The sequence below is a fragment of the Microtetraspora sp. NBRC 13810 genome (genome assembly GCF_030268685.1).
Lineage (GTDB): Bacteria > Actinomycetota > Actinomycetes > Streptosporangiales > Streptosporangiaceae > BSRQ01.
Genome location: NZ_BSRQ01000009.1, coordinates 25,177 through 46,434, shown reverse-complemented (window position 1 = coordinate 46,434; position 21,258 = coordinate 25,177). Strand labels below are relative to the sequence as shown.

Annotated in this window: 16 protein-coding genes and 2 pseudogenes; 14 read left to right on the top strand and 4 right to left on the bottom strand. The window is 71.4% G+C overall.

Annotation, left to right across the window (positions count from 1 at the left end):
* Window positions 1-97: 97 nt before the first annotated feature.
* Window positions 98-1,600 carry a polysaccharide deacetylase family protein gene (locus tag QSK26_RS19210; RefSeq protein WP_285776551.1) on the bottom strand — a complete coding sequence of 501 codons (1,503 nt, stop codon included), beginning with the start codon at window positions 1,598-1,600 and terminating at the stop codon, window positions 98-100.
* A gap of 151 nt (window positions 1,601-1,751) precedes the next feature.
* On the opposite strand from QSK26_RS19210, the gene QSK26_RS19205 reads away from it, so the two are divergent.
* From QSK26_RS19205 to htpX, 12 genes and pseudogenes are all read left to right on the top strand, one after another.
* The gene (locus QSK26_RS19205; protein ID WP_285776550.1) at window positions 1,752-2,123 is read left to right on the top strand and encodes an NADH-quinone oxidoreductase subunit A; all 372 of its coding nucleotides are present in this window, start codon (window positions 1,752-1,754) and stop codon (window positions 2,121-2,123) included.
* 22 nt (window positions 2,124-2,145) lie between these two features.
* Window positions 2,146-2,655, top strand: a complete 510-nt coding sequence (locus QSK26_RS19200; protein ID WP_502888725.1) for an NADH-quinone oxidoreductase subunit B — start codon at window positions 2,146-2,148, stop codon at window positions 2,653-2,655.
* On the top strand, window positions 2,652-3,188 hold the full coding sequence (locus QSK26_RS19195; protein WP_285776549.1) for an NADH-quinone oxidoreductase subunit C: 537 nt from the start codon (window positions 2,652-2,654) through the stop codon (window positions 3,186-3,188). The genes QSK26_RS19200 and QSK26_RS19195 overlap by 4 nt, the downstream gene beginning before the upstream one ends.
* A 4-nt stretch (window positions 3,189-3,192) precedes the next feature.
* Window positions 3,193-4,146, top strand: coding sequence for an NADH-quinone oxidoreductase subunit NuoH (gene nuoH, locus QSK26_RS19190; protein WP_285776548.1), 954 nt, complete (start codon window positions 3,193-3,195; stop codon window positions 4,144-4,146).
* Between the two features lie 222 nt (window positions 4,147-4,368).
* A pseudogene (locus tag QSK26_RS42120) lies at window positions 4,369-4,590 on the top strand (NADH-quinone oxidoreductase subunit I); the annotation flags it as partial.
* 18 nt (window positions 4,591-4,608) lie between these two features.
* Entirely contained in the window at window positions 4,609-5,871 is a 1,263-nt protein-coding gene (locus tag QSK26_RS41825; RefSeq protein WP_502888729.1) for a hypothetical protein, read from the top strand.
* Window positions 5,868-6,404, top strand: coding sequence for an NADH-quinone oxidoreductase subunit J family protein (locus QSK26_RS19180; RefSeq protein WP_285776546.1), 537 nt, complete (start codon window positions 5,868-5,870; stop codon window positions 6,402-6,404). The genes QSK26_RS41825 and QSK26_RS19180 overlap by 4 nt, the downstream gene beginning before the upstream one ends.
* Before the next feature lie 63 nt (window positions 6,405-6,467).
* Window positions 6,468-6,686, top strand: a pseudogene (gene nuoK, locus QSK26_RS19175) (NADH-quinone oxidoreductase subunit NuoK); the annotation flags it as partial.
* Between the two features lie 166 nt (window positions 6,687-6,852).
* Complete coding sequence (locus tag QSK26_RS19170; protein WP_352244354.1) at window positions 6,853-8,937, top strand: NADH-quinone oxidoreductase subunit 5 family protein; 2,085 nt, start codon at window positions 6,853-6,855, stop codon at window positions 8,935-8,937.
* Window positions 8,934-10,442 carry a complex I subunit 4 family protein gene (locus QSK26_RS19165; protein ID WP_285776545.1) on the top strand — a complete coding sequence of 503 codons (1,509 nt, stop codon included), beginning with the start codon at window positions 8,934-8,936 and terminating at the stop codon, window positions 10,440-10,442. Before QSK26_RS19170 ends, QSK26_RS19165 begins: the two co-directional genes overlap by 4 nt.
* The gene (locus QSK26_RS19160) at window positions 10,439-12,466 is read left to right on the top strand and encodes an NADH-quinone oxidoreductase subunit N (RefSeq protein ID WP_285776544.1); all 2,028 of its coding nucleotides are present in this window, start codon (window positions 10,439-10,441) and stop codon (window positions 12,464-12,466) included. Before QSK26_RS19165 ends, QSK26_RS19160 begins: the two co-directional genes overlap by 4 nt.
* Window positions 12,467-12,541: 75 nt before the next feature.
* Window positions 12,542-13,393: a zinc metalloprotease HtpX gene (gene htpX / locus QSK26_RS19155; RefSeq protein WP_285776543.1), complete on the top strand. Its 852-nt coding sequence runs from the start codon at window positions 12,542-12,544 to the stop codon at window positions 13,391-13,393.
* Window positions 13,394-13,773: 380 nt separating this feature from the next.
* Here the strand turns inward: htpX and QSK26_RS19150 are convergent, their stop codons facing one another.
* Both QSK26_RS19150 and QSK26_RS19145 read right to left on the bottom strand, forming a co-directional pair.
* Window positions 13,774-14,349, bottom strand: coding sequence for a pyridoxamine 5'-phosphate oxidase family protein (locus QSK26_RS19150; RefSeq protein ID WP_285776542.1), 576 nt, complete (start codon window positions 14,347-14,349; stop codon window positions 13,774-13,776).
* 57 nt (window positions 14,350-14,406) lie between these two features.
* On the bottom strand, window positions 14,407-16,269 hold the full coding sequence (locus QSK26_RS19145; RefSeq protein WP_285776541.1) for a CASTOR/POLLUX-related putative ion channel: 1,863 nt from the start codon (window positions 16,267-16,269) through the stop codon (window positions 14,407-14,409).
* A gap of 340 nt (window positions 16,270-16,609) precedes the next feature.
* Here QSK26_RS19145 and QSK26_RS19140 point away from each other — a divergent pair, with 340 nt between their 5' ends.
* Window positions 16,610-18,649, top strand: a complete 2,040-nt coding sequence (locus QSK26_RS19140) for a SpoIIE family protein phosphatase (RefSeq protein ID WP_285776540.1) — start codon at window positions 16,610-16,612, stop codon at window positions 18,647-18,649.
* Between the two features lie 9 nt (window positions 18,650-18,658).
* Here QSK26_RS19140 and QSK26_RS19135 read toward each other — a convergent pair whose 3' ends face one another.
* Entirely contained in the window at window positions 18,659-20,242 is a 1,584-nt protein-coding gene (locus tag QSK26_RS19135) for a carboxylesterase/lipase family protein (RefSeq protein WP_285776539.1), read from the bottom strand.
* A 143-nt stretch (window positions 20,243-20,385) separates the two neighbouring features.
* Here QSK26_RS19135 and QSK26_RS19130 point away from each other — a divergent pair, with 143 nt between their 5' ends.
* Window positions 20,386-20,976 carry a TetR/AcrR family transcriptional regulator gene (locus QSK26_RS19130; RefSeq protein ID WP_285776538.1) on the top strand — a complete coding sequence of 197 codons (591 nt, stop codon included), beginning with the start codon at window positions 20,386-20,388 and terminating at the stop codon, window positions 20,974-20,976.
* The last annotated feature ends 282 nt before the right edge of the window (window positions 20,977-21,258 follow it).

Here is a 21,258-nt window from a genome sequence, read left to right as displayed (position 1 = left end):
CGGTTCGCGCGACACAGCCCCGCCGCGAGCCGGCACAGGTCCACGTGCAGGCGAGCGAAGAGGACGGTACGGGTCACAAGGACCAACTATATGTCCCTCACGGCGATGAAGGAGGGGGGGATGTGGCGTTCGCCGGTGTCGTCTCCCCGGAAACGTAAATATGTCCAGGTTCCATGTGGTCGCCGGGGAACAACTCCGGAACGGTGACAAAAACGTATCCCTCCTGGGTGAGGGTGGTGAGGATCCGGGGGATGGCGTCGATCGTGGCGGAATAGACGTCGTGCATGCCGATGATGGCGCCGCGCCGCGCGCCGCCGATGGCCCGCGCCGCCACGTCGTCCGCGGTCTCGTCCGGTCCGTCGCGCGTGTCGACGTTCCACATCACGATCGACAGGCCGAGCTGCCGCGCGACCTGCACCACGGTCGGGCTGAGCGACCCGTACGGCGCGCGCATCAGCGTGGGGGTCTGCCCGACGGCCTCGGCGACCGCGTCCTGCGTACGGCTGAGCTGGTCGCCGACCCTGGCGCTGGACAGCGGCGCGAGGTTCCGGTGCGACCAGGAGTGGTCGGCGATCAGGCTGCCCTCGTCCCGTATCCGGCGCAGCAGGGCCGGCTGGGCGACGACGTTGCTGCCGACCATGAAGAAGGTCGCCCTGGCCCCGTGCTCGGTGAGGATCGACAGCAGCCGGGACGTGTAGCGCCCGGGGCCGTCGTCGAAGGTCAGCGCCACGCATTTGGCCACGGCGCAGTCCACGGTGCCCGCCCGGCTGCTGCGGGCCTGCGGGTAGCGCCGGTCGAAGGCCGCCGAGGGGGGAGGCTTGCCGGGCGGGATGCTCTGCGCCGCCGCCCGCGCCAGCGCGCCGACCCCGGACAGCAGCGTGGCCGCCTCCCGGTTCGGCACGGCGACCGCCACCCGGCCGAGATAGCGCGCCGCCACCTGCTCGTCGTCGAACTCCACGACCAGGTCGCCGCGCCGGTTGAAGTCCATGGAGTCGAAGGTGCCGGTGTCGGGCCGGACCCGGCCGGGGCGCACGTCCGGCCCGTCGCGGGCCAGTTCGCGCTTGACCCTGGCGGCGACCGCGGCCAGCGCGCCCTCCTTCAGCAGTCCGGGGGAGTCGACGGCCCGGCCGGTGGCCCTGTCGTACCAGATCGTGCACAGGGAGTCGTGCCAGACGCCCCCGGTGAACCGGCCGGTGCGCAGCCGTACCCCGATCACCTGGGGGGAGTAGGCGGTGAGCTGCCAGTCGACGTTCAGCTCGGGGGGTTTGGCGGTGTGCGGTTCGTCGGGGGTGGCGGGGGCGGGTCTGGGGGCGGCGAGGTCGAAGGCGCGCAGTTCGGCCGTCACCTCGGCGCGCAGCTTGTCGGTGAGGCCGGGGGCGTTCGGCAGCACCGGGTAGGAGATGTGCACGTGCTGGTCGCGGGTGCCGGTGATGGTCCGCGTGCTCAGTCCGGCGATGGTGGAGGGGTCCACGAAGGCCAGCATGGTCGGGTCTGCGGGGATGGGGGATTCGTCCGGGGAAGAGGCGATAAGGCCGCATCCGCCGGTGAGGGAGATGGCGGCTAGTAGCGCGATTCCTCCTGCTGATCGCAGATTGCGCATGCCTGCCAGGCTAAACGCGAAATCTTGTCGCTTATCGGGATTTTTGGGTGTACTGAGTCAGCTTTGGTGGTGGCTTTAGCGTTCCTCCGCGCGGCCCGGCCGTGTCCCCGCTGGGCCTTCCGCCCGCCGGGCGGCGGGTTACGATCGCCCTATGGGTGGCTACTTCGGCTCCTACGCACTCGTCGTGGCGCTGTTCGCGATCGGCGTCGCGGTGGTCGCCGGCGCCCTGTTCCTCAACCGGATGCTGCGGCCCACCCGGCTCACCCCGGACAAGCTGCTCACCTACGAGTGCGGCGTCGATCCGGTCGGCGAAGGCTGGGCGCAGTCCCAGGTCCGCTACTACGTGTTCACCTACCTGTATGTCGTGTTCGCGGTGGACGCCGTCTTCCTCTTCCCCTGGGCCACGGTCTACGCGGCGCCCGGGTTCGGGATGACCACCCTGGTGGAGATGTTCCTCTTCCTCGGCTTCATCGCCCTCGGCATCGTCTACGCCTGGCGCAAACGCGTGCTCGCCTGGACCTGAGTCTCGATGGAGAATGCGTGACATGGCGGATCTCCCGATGCCCACCGTGGGGCCGGTCTCCCGGCTCGCCCCCAAACCCATGCGTTTCGTGCTCAACTGGGGGCGGCGTTACTCCCTGTGGGTGTTCAACTTCGGGCTGGCGTGCTGCGCGATCGAGTTCATCGCCACCTCGATGAGCCGCCACGACTTCATCAGGTTCGGGGTGATCCCGTTCGCCAACGGGCCCCGCCAGGCCGACCTGATGATCGTCTCCGGCACGGTCACCGACAAGATGGCCCCCGCCGTCAAGCGCCTCTACGAGCAGATGCCCGACCCGAAGTACGTCATCTCCTTCGGCGCCTGCTCCAACTCCGGCGGCCCCTACTGGGACTCCTACGCCGTCACCAAGGGCGTCGACCAGATCATCCCGGTCGACGTCTACGTCCCCGGCTGCCCGCCCCGGCCGGAGGCGCTGCTGCACGGCATCATGAAACTCCAGGAGAAGATCGCCGCCGAGTCGCTCGGCGAGCGCTACGCGGGGGAGGGCCCATGAGAGACCGCCTCCTCGACCGGTACGGCTCCCGCGCCGAGCTCACCGAGTCCTTCGGCGAGCTCACGGCCGACGTCGGCCCGCAGGACTGGCTCGACCTGCTCACCTTCGCCCGCGACGACCTGGGCTGCGTGTTCTTCGACTGGCTGACCGGGGTGGACGACCCGCCCGACGGCTTCCACGTGGTGGCCCACGTCTACGACCCGGTCGCCGGCGGCCACCTGCTCGCCCGTACGAGGGTGCTCCGCGCCGACCCCCGGCTGCCCAGCGCGACCGGCGTCTACCGGGGGGCCGACTGGCACGAGCGGGAGACCTTCGAGATGTTCGGGGTGGTCTTCGAGGGGCACCCGCACCTCGTGCCGCTGCTGCTGCCCGACGGCTTCGAGGGGCATCCGCTGCGCAAGGACTTCGTGCTCGCCGCCCGGGTGGCCCGGCCGTGGCCGGGCGCCAAGGAGCCCGGCGAGTCCGACCAGGGGTCGCCGAGCCGCCGCAAGACCCTCCCGCCCGGTGTCCCCGGCGACTGGGGCAGGGGGTAGGCGGATGGCCGAGGTGCTCGACGCCGTCGTCCGGCTCGTGGTGATCGTCGCCGTGTTCCTCGTCCTGCCGCTCGTCGTCGGTCAGACCGAGCACAAGGTCATGGCGCACATGCAGGCCCGCCTCGGCCCCATGTACGCCGGCGGCTTCCACGGCTGGGCGCAGCTCATCGCGGACGGGGTGAAGTTCGCCCAGAAGGAGGACGTCATCCCCGCCGCCGCCGACCGCAGGGTGTTCGCCATCGCCCCCGGCGTCGCGCTCGTGCCCTACCTCGTGGTGCTGGCCGTCATCCCGGTCGGCCCCGGGCTGATCGGCGCCGACATCGACGCCGGGCTGTTCTTCGTGCTGGCCGTGCTGGGCGTGGGCGTGCTCGGCTCGATCATGGCCGGCTGGTCGTCGGGCAACAAGTACTCCGTGCTCGGCGGCATGCGCTCGGCCGCCCAGCTCATGTCGTACGAACTGCCGCTGGTGCTGGCCGCCTCCTCGGTGGCGATGGCCGCGGGCACGCTCTCGCTGCCCGGCATCGTCGAGGCGTGGCAGTGGTGGTGGCTGCCCTGGCAGGCGATCGGCGGCGTGGTGTTCTTCCTGGCCGGGCTGGCCGAGCTGCGCCGCCCGCCGTTCGACATGCCGATCGCCGAGTCCGAGCTGATCATGGGCCCGATGACGGAGTACACCGGGATGCGCTTCGCGCTGTTCATGCTCGCGGAGTACGCCGGGATCGTGGTGCTTTCCGCCCTGACCGCCGTGCTGTTCCTCGGCGGCTGGCACGGGCCGCTGCTGCCCGGCCCGGTGTGGATGCTGATCAAGGTCTTCGCCCTGGCGTTCGTGGTCATCTGGCTGCGGGTGAGCTATCCGCGGCTGCGCGAGGACCAGTTGCAGAAGCTCGCCTGGATCGGCCTGGTGCCGCTGGCCCTGGTGCAGCTCGCCCTGACCGGAGTGGTCACGCTCCTGGTCGCCTGATTGTGGATAACGTTTGCCTCCTGTGGATAACGTGGTGGATAAAGTAGGGGGTTCATCCACAAGGGTGTGGGCAACCGGTGAATCTGGGGGATTTCTGTGGACAACCTGTGGATGGTGAGGTGGACACATTCACCTTCTTGTCGCCGTGCGTCATGATGTTGAACCGTGGCGCACATACCGGGAGTAGGACTGGTCAAAGGGCTGGCCGTCACGCTGCGGCACATGTTGAGCAGATCGGTGACGCAGCAGTACCCAGAGGTTCAACCTGATCTGCCGCCGCGCAGCCGTGGCGTGATCGCCCTCGTCGAGGAAAACTGCACGGTCTGCATGCTGTGCGCCAGGGAGTGCCCCGACTGGTGCATCTTCATCGACTCGCACAAGGAGACCCTCCCGGCCCCCGAGGGCGGCCGCCCCCGCGCCCGCAACGTGCTCGACCGCTTCGCGATCGACTTCTCACTGTGCATGTACTGCGGCATCTGCATCGAGGCGTGCCCGTTCGACGCGCTGTTCTGGTCGCCCGAGTTCGAGTACGCCGAGTACGACATCCGCGACCTCCTCCACGAGAAGGACCGCCTGGCCGAGTGGGTCGAAACGGTCCCCCCACCCCCCGCCCACGACCCCACCGCCGACCCCCCCAAGGAAGCCGCCGCCACCTCCCGCCCACCCCGCCCACCCCGCACCGGTCCTGGCACCGGGAGCGGCGGGACCGGCGGGCCTGGTGGCGGGAGCGGCGGGCCTGGTGGCGGGAGCGGCGGGCCGGCCGCTGGGAGTGGCGGAAGTGGCGGGCCTGGTGCCGGGAGTGTTCGGCGTGGCGCCGCCGCTTCCGGGGGCCCCGGACGGCCCTCCTCCGCCGACCCCGGCGGGTCCTCCTCGGCGGAGGCCGGACGGTCCTCTTCTGCGGGCACCGGACGAGTCACTCCTTCGGATGCCACCGGGTCTTCTCCTGCCACGGCGGCGTCCGCCTCCGCGGCGGCCGGGGAGTCTCCCCCTACGGAGACTGGGTCAGCCGAGGCCGGACGCCTCCCCAAGGGCGGACAGCCCTCCGAGGGCGGACGCTCCTCCGAGGCCGGACGGTCCTCCGAGGGTGCACGGCGTCCCTTGGAGGAGGCCGGTTCCGCCGGGCGGTCGGTCGGGCCCGTCTCCGGGCCTGCCGGGCCTCCGGTCACCGGTGACCCTGCGACGGGTACGGCCGGCCGTTCCGCCGACGCCCCGGAGGGCCCCTCCACCGGCCCGACGGCCGCCGAGCGGTCCACGGACCCTGCCGGGCGCGCGGAAGGACGGAGGCCGCAGCGCACGTCGGTGTCCCACGCCGCCGTACGCGCGATCCGCCCCCCAGGCGCCCTCCCGAAGAAGCCCCCCACGCCCCCAGCACCACCCGCGTCCCCAACACCCCCCACCGGAGCGCCACCCACGGAGCCCCCCTCCACCGGAGAGCCGTCCACAGGGCGTCCTTCCGCCGGAGCGTCCATCGGAGGACAGCCCTCGGAGCGTTCCTCCACCGGAGAGCCGTTCGCGGGGAGTCCCTCGGCCGGAGGGCAGCCCGTTGGATCTCCCCCCGAGGAAGAGTCGTCCACAGGGCGCCCCTCCGGGGGTGCGTCATCCACAGAATCCGCTTCTGGTCCACCCGGCGGAGGCTCCGCAGGGGAGGCTTCCTCGCGAGGGCCGCGGCGGCCACCCGGGGAAGCCGGGGGCGCCGGCACACGGGAGTCCGAGGAGGAGTCGTGAACGAGGCGGTGCCGTCCTATCTGTCGCCGACCGGCCAGGAGATCGTCTTCCTTCTGCTGGGTGCGGTGGCCGTGGGATCGGCGCTGCTGGTGGTCACGACGAAGCAGCTCGTGCACGCCGCCCTGTGGCTGGTCGTGTGCTTCGGCGCGCTCGCCGGCTGCTACCTCGTGCTGACCGCCGAGTTCGTCGCCTGGGTCCAGGTGCTGATCTACGTGGGGGCCATCGTCGCCCTGCTGCTCTTCGGCATCATGCTCACCCGCGCGCCCATCGGCCGTTCCGACGACCTCGACAGCGGCAACCGGGTCGTGGCCGCGATCGTCGCCGTGGCCACCGCGGCCGTGCTGGTCACCGTGGTCGTCGACGGCTTTCGCACCGCCTACGCCGACCTGACGCCGGGCCGGGGCTCCGCCGAGGCGCTGGGCGGCAGCATCTTCCGCAACTGGGTGCTGCCCTTCGAGGCGCTCTCCGTGCTGCTGCTCGCCGCCCTGATCGGCGCCATCGTGCTGTCCCGCACCGACATCAGGGGGCGGTAGATGCACATCGTCTACCCGGCCGTGGTCTCCGCCCTGCTGTTCTCCATCGGGGTGTACGGCGTGCTGGCCCGGCGCAACACCATCCTGGTGCTGATGTCGGTCGAGCTCATGCTCAACGCCGTCAACCTCAACCTCGTCGCCTTCGACGTGTGGCTCCGCGACCGGTTGCACGGCGGCCAGGTCCTCACCCTGTTCGTGATCGTCATCGCCGCCGCCGAGGTCGGTCTCGGTCTCGCCATCATCCTGGCGGTCTACCGCAACCGCCGCACGGTCGACCTCGACAGACTCCGCGCCCTCGCCGACCCGGACCCCGGCGACGACGCCACCCCCAACGGCGGCCCCCCACCGACGACGACCCCACTCCCGACGGCACCCCCACCAACGACGACAACCGCACCCCTATCGGCGGCCCCTTCAGCCGGGTCTCTGCACGCAGGGAGGCGTCGCCTTGATCGTCACCCTCGCCGCCATGGCCACGCTGCTGCCGTTCCTGGCCGCCGCCGCGGCTTTACTCGGTTGCCGATGGCGCCCCGCCACCGCGCGTCCCACCGCCGTGGGCTCCACCGCCGCGCGCCCCACCGCCGTGGACCCCACCGCCGTGGACCCCACCGCCGTGGACCCCACCGTCGTGGGCCCTGCCGCCGCGCGGACCACGACCGCGCGGACCAGCGGCACCGGCTCGCCCGCCGGACATCCGCCGGACGGTCCGGAGGCGGCCGGAGCGGTGGCCGTGCTCGCGCGGCCGACGCTCGACCGTGCCGCCAACGCGCGGGCGGCGTGGATCGCCGTGGTCCCCACCGCGGTCTCGGCGGGGTTGGCGATCTGGCTCGCCGCCTTGTGGGCGACCGGCGCGAGCGGGGAGTCCGCCCAGGGGACGCTCACGGTCGTCGACACCGGCTCGCTGCCCATCTCCTTCGGGCTGGAGGTGACCGGCCTGTCGGTGGTCGTCGGCCTGCTGGTCACCCTGGTCGCCCTGGCCGTGCAGGTCTATTCGATCGGCTACCTCGCGGACGACCCGCGCTACCCGTCCTACAGCGCCTTCATCAGCCTCTTCACCAGCGCCATGCTCCTGGTGATCTACGCGGGCGACCTTCTCGTGCTCTACGCCGGCTGGGAGGTCATGGGCCTGTGCTCCTACCTGCTGATCGGGCACTGGTGGGAAGACCGGGCCAACTCCCGGGCGGCGATCAAGGCGTTCCTCGTGACCCGGGTCGGCGACGTGGGGTTCCTGTTCGGGATCTTCGTCCTGGGGCTGGGCGCGGGCAGCTTCCGCATCGCCGACGTCCTCGCCCGGTATCCCGAGATGCCCACGGCCACCCTGATCGCCGCGACGATGCTGCTCCTCGCCGGGGTCGCGGGCAAGAGCGCGCAGGTGCCGCTGCACACGTGGCTGCCCGACGCGATGGCCGGTCCCACGCCGATCAGCGCCCTCATCCACGCCGCCACGATGGTGGCGGCCGGCATCTTCGTGGTCGCCCGCCTCCATCCGGTGTTCCACGCGGCGGGCCTCACGCTCGACGTGCTCGCCGTGATGGCCGCGCTGGGCATGCTCGGCGCCGCGCTCGCCGCGCTCGCACAGGACGACCTCAAGCGGGTGCTCGCCTACTCCACGATCAGCCAGCTCGCCTACATGGCCGCCGCGCTGGCGGCCGGTGACGACTCCGCCGCGATCTTCCATCTGGTGACGCACGGCGCGTTCAAGGCGCTGCTCTTCCTGTGCGCGGGCGCGGTGATCCACGCCGTCGGTTCCAACCTGATGAGCGACATGGGCGGGCTCCGGCGATCGATGCCGGTGACGTTCGCCGCCATGACGGTCGGATTCGCCGCTCTCATGGGCCTGCCCCCGGCCAGCGGGTTCTTCAGCAAGGACGCCGTGCTCGTCGCGGTCGGCGGTTCGGCCGGCGAGGGTGCGCTGAGCGGCGCCGCCGCCTGGCTGCTCTACGCCAGCGCCCTCGCCACCGTCGCCGTGACCGGCGCCTACGCGATGCGCGCCTGGCTGCGCACGTTCTTCGGCGAGCCGCCCGTCGTCGCGCTTCCCGAGCCGGCGCCGGGCACGGCCCACGTGATCACCGGTCATGAGGCACCGCTGTCGATGCGTCTGCCGATCATCGTGCTCGCGCTGCCCGCGGCCTTCCTCGGCTTTGCGGGCCTCGGAGAGCTGCACTGGGACGTCGCCGTGGTCAGCGTGGGGCTCGCGCTCCTCGGCGCCGGCGTCGTCTACGCCGTCTGGCGCGCCGATCCGCTCGCCGACCCGGCCCGCCTCCTCGGGCCGCTGCGGGGAGTGTGCGAGCGGGCGTTCCACGTGGACACCGCCTACGAGCTCGTGTTCGTCCGGCCGGTGGCCGCGCTGGCCCGGGTCGTGGTCGGCGCCGACGCCGGCGTGGTCGACGGGGCGGTGCGCGGCTCGGCGAAGGCGACCCTGCGCCTGTCCGGCCTGCTGCGGTTCACCCAGAACGGCAACGCGCAGCTCTACGTCAGCGGCCTGCTGGCCGGTGTGCTGATCATCGCCGTGGGGGCGGTGGTGCTCGGATGACCTGGGTGCCCGTCGCGCTGCTCGCCGTGCCCGCGCTCGGCGCGCTCGTCCTCCTCGCCCCCGCCGCGGCGCGACCCCGCGCGCGGGCCAGGCTCCTGCGCGGGTACGGCCTCGCCGTCTCCGGACTGACCCTCGCGCTGGCCGTCGCGCTGGCGGTCGCCTTCGACTACGGCGACGCGGGCCGCCCGCAGTTCAGTACCGACCTGTCCTGGATCCCCGGCCTCGACCTCCGCTTCCACCTCGGCGTGGACGGCATCTCGCTACCGCTGGTCGTGCTGACCGCGCTGCTCACCTTCCTCTGCTTCGTCTACCTCACCGGTCACGCCACAACCCGGCCGAGAGCCCTGGTCTTCACGGTCCTGGTGCTCGAAGTCGGCATGATCGGCACGTTCCTCGCGCTGGACCTGCTGCTGTTCTTCGTGTTCTTCGAGGTCGTGCTCATCCCGATGTACTTCGTGATCGCCGTCTGGGGCGGCGCGGGGCGGCGCGCGGCGGCGGTCAAGTTCATCCTGTACACGCTGCTCGGCTCGGTGGTGTTGCTGCTCGGCCTGCTGCTGATCTGGGCGAACACCGGCACCCTGGACATGGTGGCGCTCGCTCGGGCGCACGGCGACGGCATGTCCCGCTCGGTGCAGATCCTCGCCTTCGTGGCGGTCGGCGTCGGGCTGGCGGTGAAGACGCCGATGTGGCCGCTGCACACCTGGTTGCCCGACGCGCACACCGAGGCGCCGACCGTCGGCTCCGTGCTGCTCGCCGGCGTGCTGCTGAAGATGGGCACGTACGGCTTCGCCCGGATCGCGATCCCGGTTCTGCCCGAGGGCGCTGCCGCCGTGGCCCCCTGGCTGGGCGCGTTCGCGGTCGTCGGCATCATCTACGGCGCCCTCGCCTGTCTGGCCCAGCGCGACCTGAAGAGGTTGATCGCCTACTCGTCGGTCGGCCACATGGGCTTCGTGCTGCTCGGTTTCGCCACCCTCACCCCCGTGGGCATCAACGCCGCGCTGTTCGGCAACGTCGCCCACGGCCTGATCACCGGCCTGCTGTTCTTCCTCGCCGGCGCGGTCAAGGAGCGGTACGGCACGGCCGACATGCCCGCGCTCGGCGGCGGCATGCTGGCCAGGATGCCGCGTATGGGCTCCCTGCTGACCTTCGCCTGCGTGGCGTCACTCGGCCTGCCCGGCCTCGCCGGTTTCTGGGGTGAGATGCTCGCGCTGTTCGGCGCCTTCCAGCCCGCCGCGGGCCTGTCCCGGCCGCTCTACCTGACGTTCATGGCCGTCGGCGGCGTCGGCACCGTGCTGACCGCCGCCTACTTCCTGGTGATGCTCTCCCGCGTCACCCACGGCAGCCCGCGCCCGGCGGCCCTTCCCACCCCGATCGCCGACGTCCGCGGTTACGAGCTGGCCGCCTGGGTGCCGCTGGTCGTCCTCATCCTGCTGTTCGGCCTCTGGCCGAAGGCGCTCCTGGCGATCACCACGCCCGCCGTGCACACCCTGCTGGGGATGCCATGATCCAGTCCATCGACTACGTGGCGATCGCCCCGCTCCTCATCCTCGCCGCCACCGCCGCCCTCGTCCTCCTCCTCGACGCCTTCCTCCCGCCCACCTCCCGCCCGGCTCCTACGGCCACCCGCCCGGACCCCGTGCCCACCCGCCCGGACCCTGCGTCCGGCGCCCGCCCGGCTCCTGCTGCCACTACCCGCCTGGAGTCCGCGGTCGGCGCTCGCCGGGAGTCTGCGGCCGGTAGCCGTCCAGAGTCCGCGGCCGGTGGCCGTTCGGAGGCTGCGGCGACCACGCGTCCGGCATCTGTGTCCGGTGGCCGGGGCGGGGCTGTGGGCGGGGCCGCGGACGAGACCGGGGGTGGCGCCGAGGGCGGGGGGCGTGGCCGGGGAGTGCTCGGCCTGGTGACACTGGCCGGGGTGCTCGGGGCGCTCGCGGCCGTGGTGTTCCAGGCGGCGACCGGGGCCGGGCGCCGCACGTTCTGCGTCCCGAGCGGGCTCGTCTCGGGCGAACCGCCGTGCTCGTTCGTCGCCGACCCCTTCGCCCTGGTGATCGCCGGACTGGTGCTGGTGGCGGCGGTCGTCGTGGTGCTGCTGTCGATGACCGAGCTGGCCGAGGGCCGGATCCCGGTCGGCGAGTGGTACTTCCTGACGCTGTGCGCGCTGGTCGGCGCGGTCGCGCTGCCCGCGTCCCGCGACCTGGTGATGCTCGTCGTCGCCCTGGAGCTGGTCTCGTTGCCGGTCTTCGCGCTGACCGCGCTCAAGCGCTACGACGGCCGCGCGTCGGAGGCGGCACTCAAGCTCTTCCTCGTCTCGGTGGTCTCCACCGCCGTCATGCTCTTCGGCGTCTCCCTGCTGTACGGCCTGACCGGGACCGTCTATCTGGACCGCCTGACCGTCAACGGTGCTCCGGCCCCGGTCATGGCCGTCGCGGTGATGCTGGTGCTCGCCGGGTTCGGGTTCAAGGTGGCCGCCGTGCCGTTCCACTCGTGGGCGGCCGACGTCTACGAGGGGGCGCCGGTGCCGGTCGCCGCCCTGCTCTCGGTCATCTCGAAGGCCGCCGGGTTCGCCGGGCTCATCCTCCTGCTCGTGGTCGCGCTCGGCGAGCAGAGCGCGCTGTGGTCCACGCCGGTGGCCGTGCTGGCCGCCCTCACCATGACCGCGGGCAACCTGCTGGCCCTCCGCCAGCGGCATGCCGTACGGCTGCTGGCCTGGTCGTCGGTGGCGCAGTCCGGCTACATCCTCGCGCCGCTCGGCATCGGCGGCGCGACACTCGGCGGCGCGGCGGACGCGTCCGTCGCCTACCTCGTGTTCTACGCGGCGATGAACCTCGGGGCCTTCGCCGTGGTCATGCTCGTCTCGCGGCGCAGCGAGCGCAACGAGCTCGACGACTACCGGGGGCTGGCGTTCCGCAACCCTGCCGCCGCCGTCGCGCTGGGATTCTGCCTGGTGTGCCTCGCCGGGCTGCCGCCGGGGCTGGCCGGGCTGTTCGCCAAGGTGGTCGTCTTCCGGGAGCTCGTGGACGGTGGCGGCCTGGCGCTGGCCGTCGTCATGGCGGTCAACACCGTGATCGGCCTCTACTACTACGTCGCCTGGACGGCACGGCTCTTCACCCCTGCCCCCCGGGAGAGCGAGGCGACACCGGCGCCCGCTGAGAGCGCGGCTCGCCTGGCGCCGAATGTGACTCAAGCGGCTGACGTGGCCCCCGGGGTGACGGAGGGGGCCGGTGTGGCTCCGGGTGTCGTGGAGAGGACCGGCCTGGCCGAGCGAGCGACAGAGGGGGCCGGTGTGGCTCCGGGTGTGGCCGAGGGGGCTGGGGTGGCCTCGGGTGTGACCGAGGGGGCTGGCGTGGCTGCCGGGGACGGTGGGGCCTTGGGGGTTGGCGCGGAGGTGGGGGTGGAGTCGGGCGGTCGGAGTGGGCGGCTGGTGCCGGTCGTGGTGGCGATCGGGCTTGCGGTTCTGGTGGCCGTGGCGTTCTCCGTCTTTCCCCAACTGGTGTTCGATCTGCTGGCCGGAGGGCTGTCCGCCTCCGGGTGACCGGGCGCGGGAACGATCGAGGCGGGCCCGCACGTTGAGCAGAACGAGCCCACATCAAGCGAAGGGGGGAGCCTCATGCACCACAACGGTCTGCGAACCGCGGTCCTCCTCGGCGCGCTCTCCGCAGTGATCATCGCAGTGGGTGCCTGGGCGGGGGGCGGGGCCGGCGTGCAGATCGCCGTCCTGGTCGCCCTGCTGTCCAACGGGATCGCTTATTTCTTCTCCGACAGGATCGCGCTGTCCGCGATGCGCGCCCGGCCGGTCGGCGAGGTCGAGCAGCCGACGCTCTACCGGATCGTGCGCGAGCTGTCGACCGAGGCCCGGCAGCCGATGCCGCGCCTGTACATCTCGCCCACGATGCAGCCCAACGCGTTCGCCACCGGGCGTAACCCGCGCAACGCGGCCGTCTGCGTCACCTACGGCATCACTCAGATGCTCAGCGAGCGGGAGCTGCGCGGCGTGATCGGGCACGAGCTGTCCCACGTCTACAACCGGGACATCCTGATCTCCTCGATCGCCGGCGCGCTGGCCACCATGATCACTTACTTCGGTTACGTCGCCATCTTCTTCGGCGGATCCGACGATGACGAGGGGCCCGGCTTCCTGGGCGCCCTGCTCATGATGATCCTGGGGCCGGTCGCCGCGGGCATGATCCAGATGGCGATCTCGCGTTCCCGTGAATACCAGGCCGATGAGTCCGGCGCCCGGCTCACCGGCGACCCGCTCGCGCTGGCGAGCGCCCTTCGGAAGATCGAGATGGGGGCACGGCAACTGCCGCTGCCCGAGAACGGCCGGTTGGCGTCGGCGTCACACCTGATGATCGCCAACCCCTTCCGGGGGGCCGGGATAGGCCGCCTGTTCTCCACCCACCCGCCGATCGCCGACCGCATCTCCCGCCTGGAGCGCATGGCGGGCTACCGCCGCTGACCAGTACGGCTCACGCAGGGTCCGCGGGAGCCGTACTGTTCAGCCGGCCACGGCACCACGTCGGCCATGCTGAGCGCTCGGTCGGCGGGGGTGCTAGATCGGCCGTGCTGACCGGTTGGCCGACGGGGGGCACTAGGTCGGCCGTGCTGGGCGCTTGGCTGGCGGGGGGCGCTCGGTCGGGAGTGCTGGGCGCTTCCGCTCACGACGGCATCAGGTCTGGAGCGCTGGGCGACTCGTTCGGGAGTGCTAGGCCCTCGGTCGGTGGCAACGCCTGGTCGTGGCGGCGTCCGGTCGGTGGTGGTGCTTGGTCGGGTGGGGGTGGGGCCTCGGCCAGGGGGAGCCTGGGCGGGGGTGGTGGGTGGCTCGGTGGTGGTGGCCGGTCAGGAGTGGTGGGTTACTGGGTCTGTCTCGTTGGGGGACAGGCCGGGGAGGCCGTCGATGCTCTCCCGGTTGTGCTTCGACCGGTAGGTGCGGCGGCTCTGGGTGTCCTTGCGGCTCGCCCACTCGTCCAGCAGGGTGCGGTCCTGGTCGTAGCTCATGAAGGGGACGCTGAAGCCGCACGAGTCGGAGATCCGGTCGCAGGTGACGACGATGATCGAGCGCACTCCCGGGTGCGGGCCGAACCGCTTGAGGAGATCGGCGAAGCCGGCGTCGTGCGGGGTCACGACGCGGCCGGTGCCGTACAGGCGGACGATGTTCGGCGGGCCGGAGAAGGCGCAGAACATTATGGTGATGCGGCCGTTGTCCCGGAGGTGGGCGATGGTCTCCACGCCGCTGCCGTCCAGGTCGAGATAGGCGACGGTGGTGTCGTCGATGACGGTGAACGTGTCGGCGTAGCCCTTGGGGGAGACGTTCACGTGACCGCCCTGCTCAGGGGCGGTGGCGACGAAGTAGAGCGGCTGCGCGGAGATGAACTCACGCAGCCGCTCGGTCAGAACTGCATAACATTTCGCCATAAAGCGAAATGTATCCCACTAACTACCTCAGTAGTAGTTATGTCCCTATAGCGCCCGTCAGCCCTCCGCGAGGACGATCACCGCGTCATCCTGATGAAGCGTGATGATTCGCGACTTATCGGGATTGAGCACCACGCCATAGTGCGGCGGCTCGTTCACCCCGGACGCCAGCCGGTAACCGATCGCGGTCTCCCCGCGCCGCCGGGCCGACTCCAGCACCGTCGCGAACGCCACCGGCTGCCCCGTCCGCACGTAGTCCCCCGCCGGCCGGGGGTAGATCTCCGACCCCTGGGAGTCGAAGAGGTACCCGAACACCTCCGCGAGGTGCGCGTTCTCGGCGAGCTGGGCGAGGAGCAGGCCGATCACCGTGTCGCTGATCACGATGTCGTCGGCCTTGGTGACCTCGGCCAGCGTGCGGTTGTTCTCGTCGTGCATCTCGCTGACGATCGAGTAGCGCTCGCCGAGCGTCGACTGCATGTCGCGGAGCTGGAGCAGGGTCATCAGGGTGCGGGTGTCGGCGTGCTGGGCGCTGTAGCGGTCGTCGGACAGCACGATCACGTGCTGGTAGAGGCCGGGGCCGAGCGCCTCAAGCTGGAACCGGTCGGTGCTGTCGCACTCCTTGAGGTTCACGGTCAGGTTGCGCAGGCCGCCCAGACCGGTTCCGGCGTCGGGATGGTCGGCCGCGACGTCCAGCACCGACCCCGGCGCGACGTACCCGTCGAGATAGCGCACGATCTTGCTCGCCCGGACGTTCCAGTTCAGCAGCAGCGTCCGCTCCGGCGTGGCGGGCCGGTGCCCGGTCACGACGATCGAACCCTCGTCGAACTCCTGGACGCCCTTGCCCGGCCGGATCAGCGAGTCGTCCTGCGCGATGACGACGACCTCGTCCTCGGCCGAGATCACGGTGTCAGCGGGCGGGTTGAGCACGACCCCGCCAGGCCCGCGCAGCCCGATCACGCTGGCGTTCGGGTACGCGCTCAGCGCCGCGCCGTATGTCCGGCCGGTGAGTTGCGGCTGCGGGCGCAGGTAGATCTCGCCGCCGTCGAAGTTCAGCAGGTCCATGCAGACCACCGACATGCCGGACTGCCGGGAGGACTGCACGATCAGCCGGGCCGCGGTGTCGTCGGAGTCCACCAGGTGGACCACCGGTCCGCCGGCCAGCCTGGCGGCCGGGATGTTGCCGGAGGAGGAGATCGCGGCGACCACCGGCGGGCGCCCGCCGGTCCGCTTGTCGAGCGCGAGCAGCGTCTTGATGACGTGCGCGTCGGGGTCGTCGCCCTCGGGCGAGAGCACCACGACCGAGTTCGCCGTGCCGACGCTCATCAGGTCGAGGTCCGCCGGCTCGCTGGGCCGTCCGGTACGGCAGACCACCCGGGTCCGCCCCGTCGGACCCACCCGGTCCCGGATCTCGCTCTCCATCGCGACCTTGTCGTGGTCGGCCAGGATCGCGATGACCGAGCCGCGCTGGCTGGAGTGCGCCTTGACCAGTTCACCGACGATCGTGAACACCTGGTCCGACCAGCCGAGGAGCACGGTGTGGCCCTTCTCCACCACCCGTGACCTGCCCTTGCGCAACTCCTCGACCTTGTTCTTCAGCCCGTTGGCCAGCAGGCCGACCAGCAGGCTGACGATGAAGAGGCCGCCGAGTGAGGCGGCCAGCATGAGGACGAGGAACGGCATGCTGCCGGTGTCGCTCGCGATCTTGCCGGGGCTGAGGGTGCGCATCAGCGTCATCCACAGCACGCCCGTGACGCCGTCGTTCTGCTTCGTCTCCGGCACCAGCCATATGGTCAGCGCGCTGACCAGTGCGATCAAGCCCACCGAGGCCAGCGCGAGCCAGCCGATCAACGCCCCTGTGCCTCGGGACATGGTGTTGTCGAACCAGTACCGCAACCGCTCCCGCAATGTCGCCCGGGACAACCCGAAACCTCCCCTCTGATCAACAACGGGAAAGGTACCGCCCGCGATGACCCTCTCGCACATTGATGCGAATGTTCGGTTGGTTTCGGGCTGCCCCCTACGCGCGGGGGGCCGGCCCCCCTTCGGCGTACGGCTCGCCGTCCCGCGAGGTCGCGGAGCTCATCGCCGATGAGCCGGCCCGCGGGAGGTTTTTCGATCACATGCCATTTTTAATGTCATTTACCTCTGCTAATGGGTGATTTCGTACAAAAGGGGTGATCGGCGGCATAATCTCTGCGAACGGGTACCCCGAACCACTTCGGGGCCGGCGGGCGCCGGAGTGGCCGGGGGGAAGGCACGGATGACGGATGCGGAAGAGCGGTGGACCGAGGGGCTGACCCTCGACGCCTTCGACCCTGTGCCCGTCGGGGTGGCCGCCACCGTCGGCCCCGAACACCGCCTGGTGTACACGAACTTCGCCTACCAGGAGATCTTCGGCCTGCGCCCGCTCGGGCTGCCGGTACGCGAGACGTTCGCCGACCTCCGCCAGCAGGGGTACTTCGCGCTGCTGGACCAGGTGCTGGAGACGGGCGAGGCGCTCACGCTGCGCGAGTTGCCCTTTGAGTTCGTCGAGCACGGCTCGCCGGAGGGCGAGCGCTACTGCTCGATCAGCATGTCGAAGATCGCGCCCGAGCCCGGCGAGGAGGGCGTGCTGATCGTCGTCGCCGAGGTGGGCGAGCAGGTCGGCGCCAGGGGAGCCGACGCCGTCGCCGAGGAGCGGCACCGGTTCCTCCAGCGCTACCAGAGCCTGCTCCAGGTCGAGACGCAGGTGGTGTGGGTGGCGGCGCCCATGGGCCAGGTGATCGAGCCGAGTCCGGGCTGGCAGCGGATGACCGGGCAGAGCTGGGAGGAGTTCCGCGGCGACGGCTGGCTGCAGGCCGTACACCCCGAGGATCGCGCCCCGACCGTGGAGGCGTGGTCTGTGACGCTGCGGCGGATCGAACGGTGGGACCACGTCTACCGGCTCAGGATGGCGGACGGCTGCTACCGGCACGTCCGGTCCCGGGCCGTGCCGGTGGTCGAGGGCGGCGAGGTGGTCGAATGGGTCGGCACCTGCGCCGACATCGAGCAGGAGTGGCAGGAGGAGCGGCGCAGGGAACTGCTCGACCGGGCGGCCGCGGCGACGGCGGACATCGCCGGCTTGGACGAGGTGCTCAACATGCTGTCCAAGGTGATCGTGCCCACCCTGGCCGACGGGTGCGGCATGTACCTGCTTCCCGAGTTCGAGGACCAGTCGATCCCGCTGCCGTTCTACGCGGAACGGCTCATCAGCGTCGTGCGCGACGAGCTGCCGATCGAACCGCAGCCGGGCACGGAACGCTTCGACCGGGACTGCGGCTTCGTCCAGGCGATCAGGACCCGCCGCCCGGTCTACCACATCTTCCCCCAGGGCGCCCCGCCGCCGGACATCGCGCCGGTGGGCGCCGAGGAGTGGTTCAGCGCCTCCGGGGCCAACAGCGTGGCCCTCGTGCCGGTGATCGTGGACGGCACCGTGGCGGCGGTGCTGGACGCCGTGGTCTGCGGCTCGCGGGAACCGATCAGCCCCGCCGACGTGGACCTGTTCGGGCGGATGTTCGACCACGCGCACGCCCACCTCAGCAACGCCATGCGCTTCCAGCGGACCCAGCGGGTGGCCCTCGCCCTCCAGCACTGCCTGCTGCCCGACCCGCCCGACGTGCCCGGCATGGAGATCACCACCCGCTACCGGCCGAGCGCCGCCGCGGTGGAGATCGGCGGAGACTGGTACGACTCGTTCCTGCTGCCCGACGGCGCCACCATCCTGACCATCGGCGACGTCGCCGGGCACGACCTCACCGCCGCCGTCACCATGAGCCAGCTCCGCAACATGCTCAGGGGCCTCGCCATGGACCGCCGCGAGCCGCCCGGCGACATCCTGCGCCGCCTCAACATCGCCACCGAACTGCTCTACCACGAAGGCACCGCGACCTGTATCCTCGCCCGTCTGGAGGGCCCCGACGAGGAGACCTGGTGGCTCAACTACTCGGTGGCCGGCCATCCGCCGCCGCTGCTGGTCACCCACGACGGCGACGGCCGGTACCTGGAGGGCTGCGCCGACCCGCTCCTCGGCGTGTCCTACGACGAGCCGCGCAGCAGCTCGGTCGCGGCGCTTCCGCCGCGCAGCACCCTGCTCTTCTACACCGACGGCCTGGTGGAACTCCCCGGCGAGCACCTCGACCGGGGCCTGGAACGGCTGCGCGGCCACGCCTCGTCGCTGTCCCGCGCCCCGATCGACGTCTTCTGCGACCAGATCCTGGCCCGGATGCCGATGGCGAGGAAGGACGACATCGCCATGATGGCCGTCCGCCTCCCCGGCATCTGAGTCACGGGATCACCGACTCCAGAAGGCGTAGTGGTGGTCGGCCGCGAAGTCCGTCCGCCGGATCGCAGCCGAGCTCAGCCCCTGCGTGTACGGCTCCCGCGGGGTGAACCGCCGCCACCCGGGCTCCCCGGTGCGCGCGAACCGGCTCCACCGGTCCACCATCGCGTCGGCCAGCCGCGCCTGCGGCCCGGTGAGCGGCTCGAACAGCGCGTTCTCGAACAGGTAGGCCAGGTCGATCATGTGCCCGGTGCCCAGCGGGAAGCTCGGCCGGGGGAACCCCCTGAAGTACGGCGACTCGGCCTCGTTCAGTTCGTAGGCGTAGAGCGGCACGTGCGGCGCCAGCGCACGCTGGGAGTCGTACACGGGCGTCGCCCAGCCGGAGTCGGTCATCACGGCCGCGAGCGCCTCACCCGGCGAGCCGTACGCCCCGACGGGATATTCCGCCAGCACCTTCCCGGCCTTCCCGGCTTTCCCGGCCTTCCCGCCGAAGGCGCTCGTGACCTCCTTGATGTAATCGCCGGTGGTGAGTGGTTTGCCGGTCATCGCCTCCATGCTGCCGATCCGGCCGGCCTCCTCGTCGTGCGTGGAGCCGTACAGCACGGGCACCCTGTTGAACTTCCCGGTGGCGAAGGCGTCGGCCGGGGACTTCGGCAGCACCTCGCCGTCCACGACCAGCCGGTAGCCCTCGTGTCCGGACTCGGCGGCGGCCAGCACCTCGGCCGTCGACTTGCGCCGCAGGCAGCGTTCGGCCGTCCGCTGCTCCGGGCAGCCGGCCGCCTTCGCCAGGGCGACACCCGCCGCCCGCGCCCGCTTCAGGTCGTAGGGCGCGTCCGGGCTCCCGGCGCAGCTCGCGCTCTGCACGATCGCCCGCTGGAACAGCCCCGCCGACCCCGGCGCCGCCAGGTGCCCGCACACGCTGAACCCGCCGGCCGACTGGCCCATGATCGTCACATTCCCGGCGTCTCCCCCGAAGGCGGACGCGTTCCGCCGTACCCACCTCAGCGCGGCCCGCTGGTCCAGCAGGCTGAGGTTGGCCGGAGCGTCGAGCCCGGGATGAACCATCAGCCCGAACGCCCCCAGCCGGTAGTTGACCGTCACCACCACCGCCTTCCCGCGCGCGGCCAGCCGTTCCGCCCCGTAACTCGCGCCGTCGCCGTAAACGAAGCTCCCGCCGTGAATCCACACGATCACCGGCAGGTCCCGGCCCGGCCCGGCGGGCGTGGTCACGTTGAGGTAGAGGCAGTCCTCGTTCGTGCTGGGGATCGCGATCGGCTGGTCCGACGGCTGCGGACAGGCGCCGCGCGGCTTCCGGGCGTCGAGCGCCGCCCGCCACGACGCGACCGGCCGCGGCCCCTTCCAGCGCAGGTCCCCGGTCGGCGGCGCGGCGTACGGGATGCCCTGGAACGTACGGACCGTGGCGGTCGCCGCGCCGCGCACGGGGCCGTCGTCGGTGCTCACCAGCGTGGGATCTGGTGCCGCGGTCCTCGGTATGGCGGTCTGCGGTGTGGCGGTTTGGGAGGTGGCGGTGTGGGGGGTGGCGCAGCCGACGGCTGTGGCGAGGAGGGCGAGGGCGAGGTGGCGTGTGGTGGGCATGCGGGTTCTCCACGTTCGAGGGGGTTCGGCGGATGCGAGGAAGGTAACCCGGATTTGGGCAAACGCGCAAGACGAACGCCTAAGGCGATTGCGCAAGGCGTTTGCCTAGCGCGTTTGCGCAGATCGTTGGTATCGTCGCGCGCATGGGAAACCGCGAGAAGCTCCTCGCAGCCGCCAGGCAATGCCTGTTCGACAAGGGTTACGAGCGCACCACCGTCCGCGACCTCGCCTCCACCGCCGGCGTCAGCATGGCCGCCATCGGCTACCACTTCGGCTCGAAGGAGGAGCTGCTCAACCAGGCGCTCTTCGAAGCCCTCGGCGCGGGCGACGCGATCATCGGCCGTTCCCTGGAACCCGCGGGCACCCCCGGCGCCGACCCCGCGGAAGCCTTCGCCGCCCTGTGGGACAACCTCGTCCAGTCGTTCTCGGCCAACAAGACCTTCTGGATCGCCAACCTCGAAGCCACCCTCCGCGCCCAGCGAGACCCGCAGCTACGCGCCCAGATGGCCGCCGGCCAGCAGGAAGGCCGCAGCGGCCTGGCCCGCGTCCTCACCGGCGCCGAGGAGGCCACCCTCCCCGACGAGGTGATCCGCACCGTCGGCTCGGTACAACTGGCCCTGATGGGCGGCATGATGATGCAGGTCCTCACCGCCCCGGAATCCGCCCCCACCGGCGCCGAGATACTCGCCGGCCTCCGCGCCCTGGGCACCCTGGCAGGCGCTGCCAAGGAGTGAAACCTCCGGCCCGGCGACCACCCGTATCCCACGGCCGGCGCCGGCGGGCGAGCGGAGGCTTTTGTCGCGATACGTTGACGGCGTCCCTCGTGACGCAGGGCCGGGCAGCCGTGTAGTGGCGCAGGGCCGGGCTGGCCGTGAAAGGGCCGAGGGCGGAACAGGCGGCTCTCGCCAACGGCCGCTCGTCCGAGGGTGGGCTGCTCGATACCTGGGTGCCGATCGCGTGTGCACCGAGCGCGGCGGGGCTGTCTCGCCGGCCGACGGGCGTCTTGTCCGGCGGCC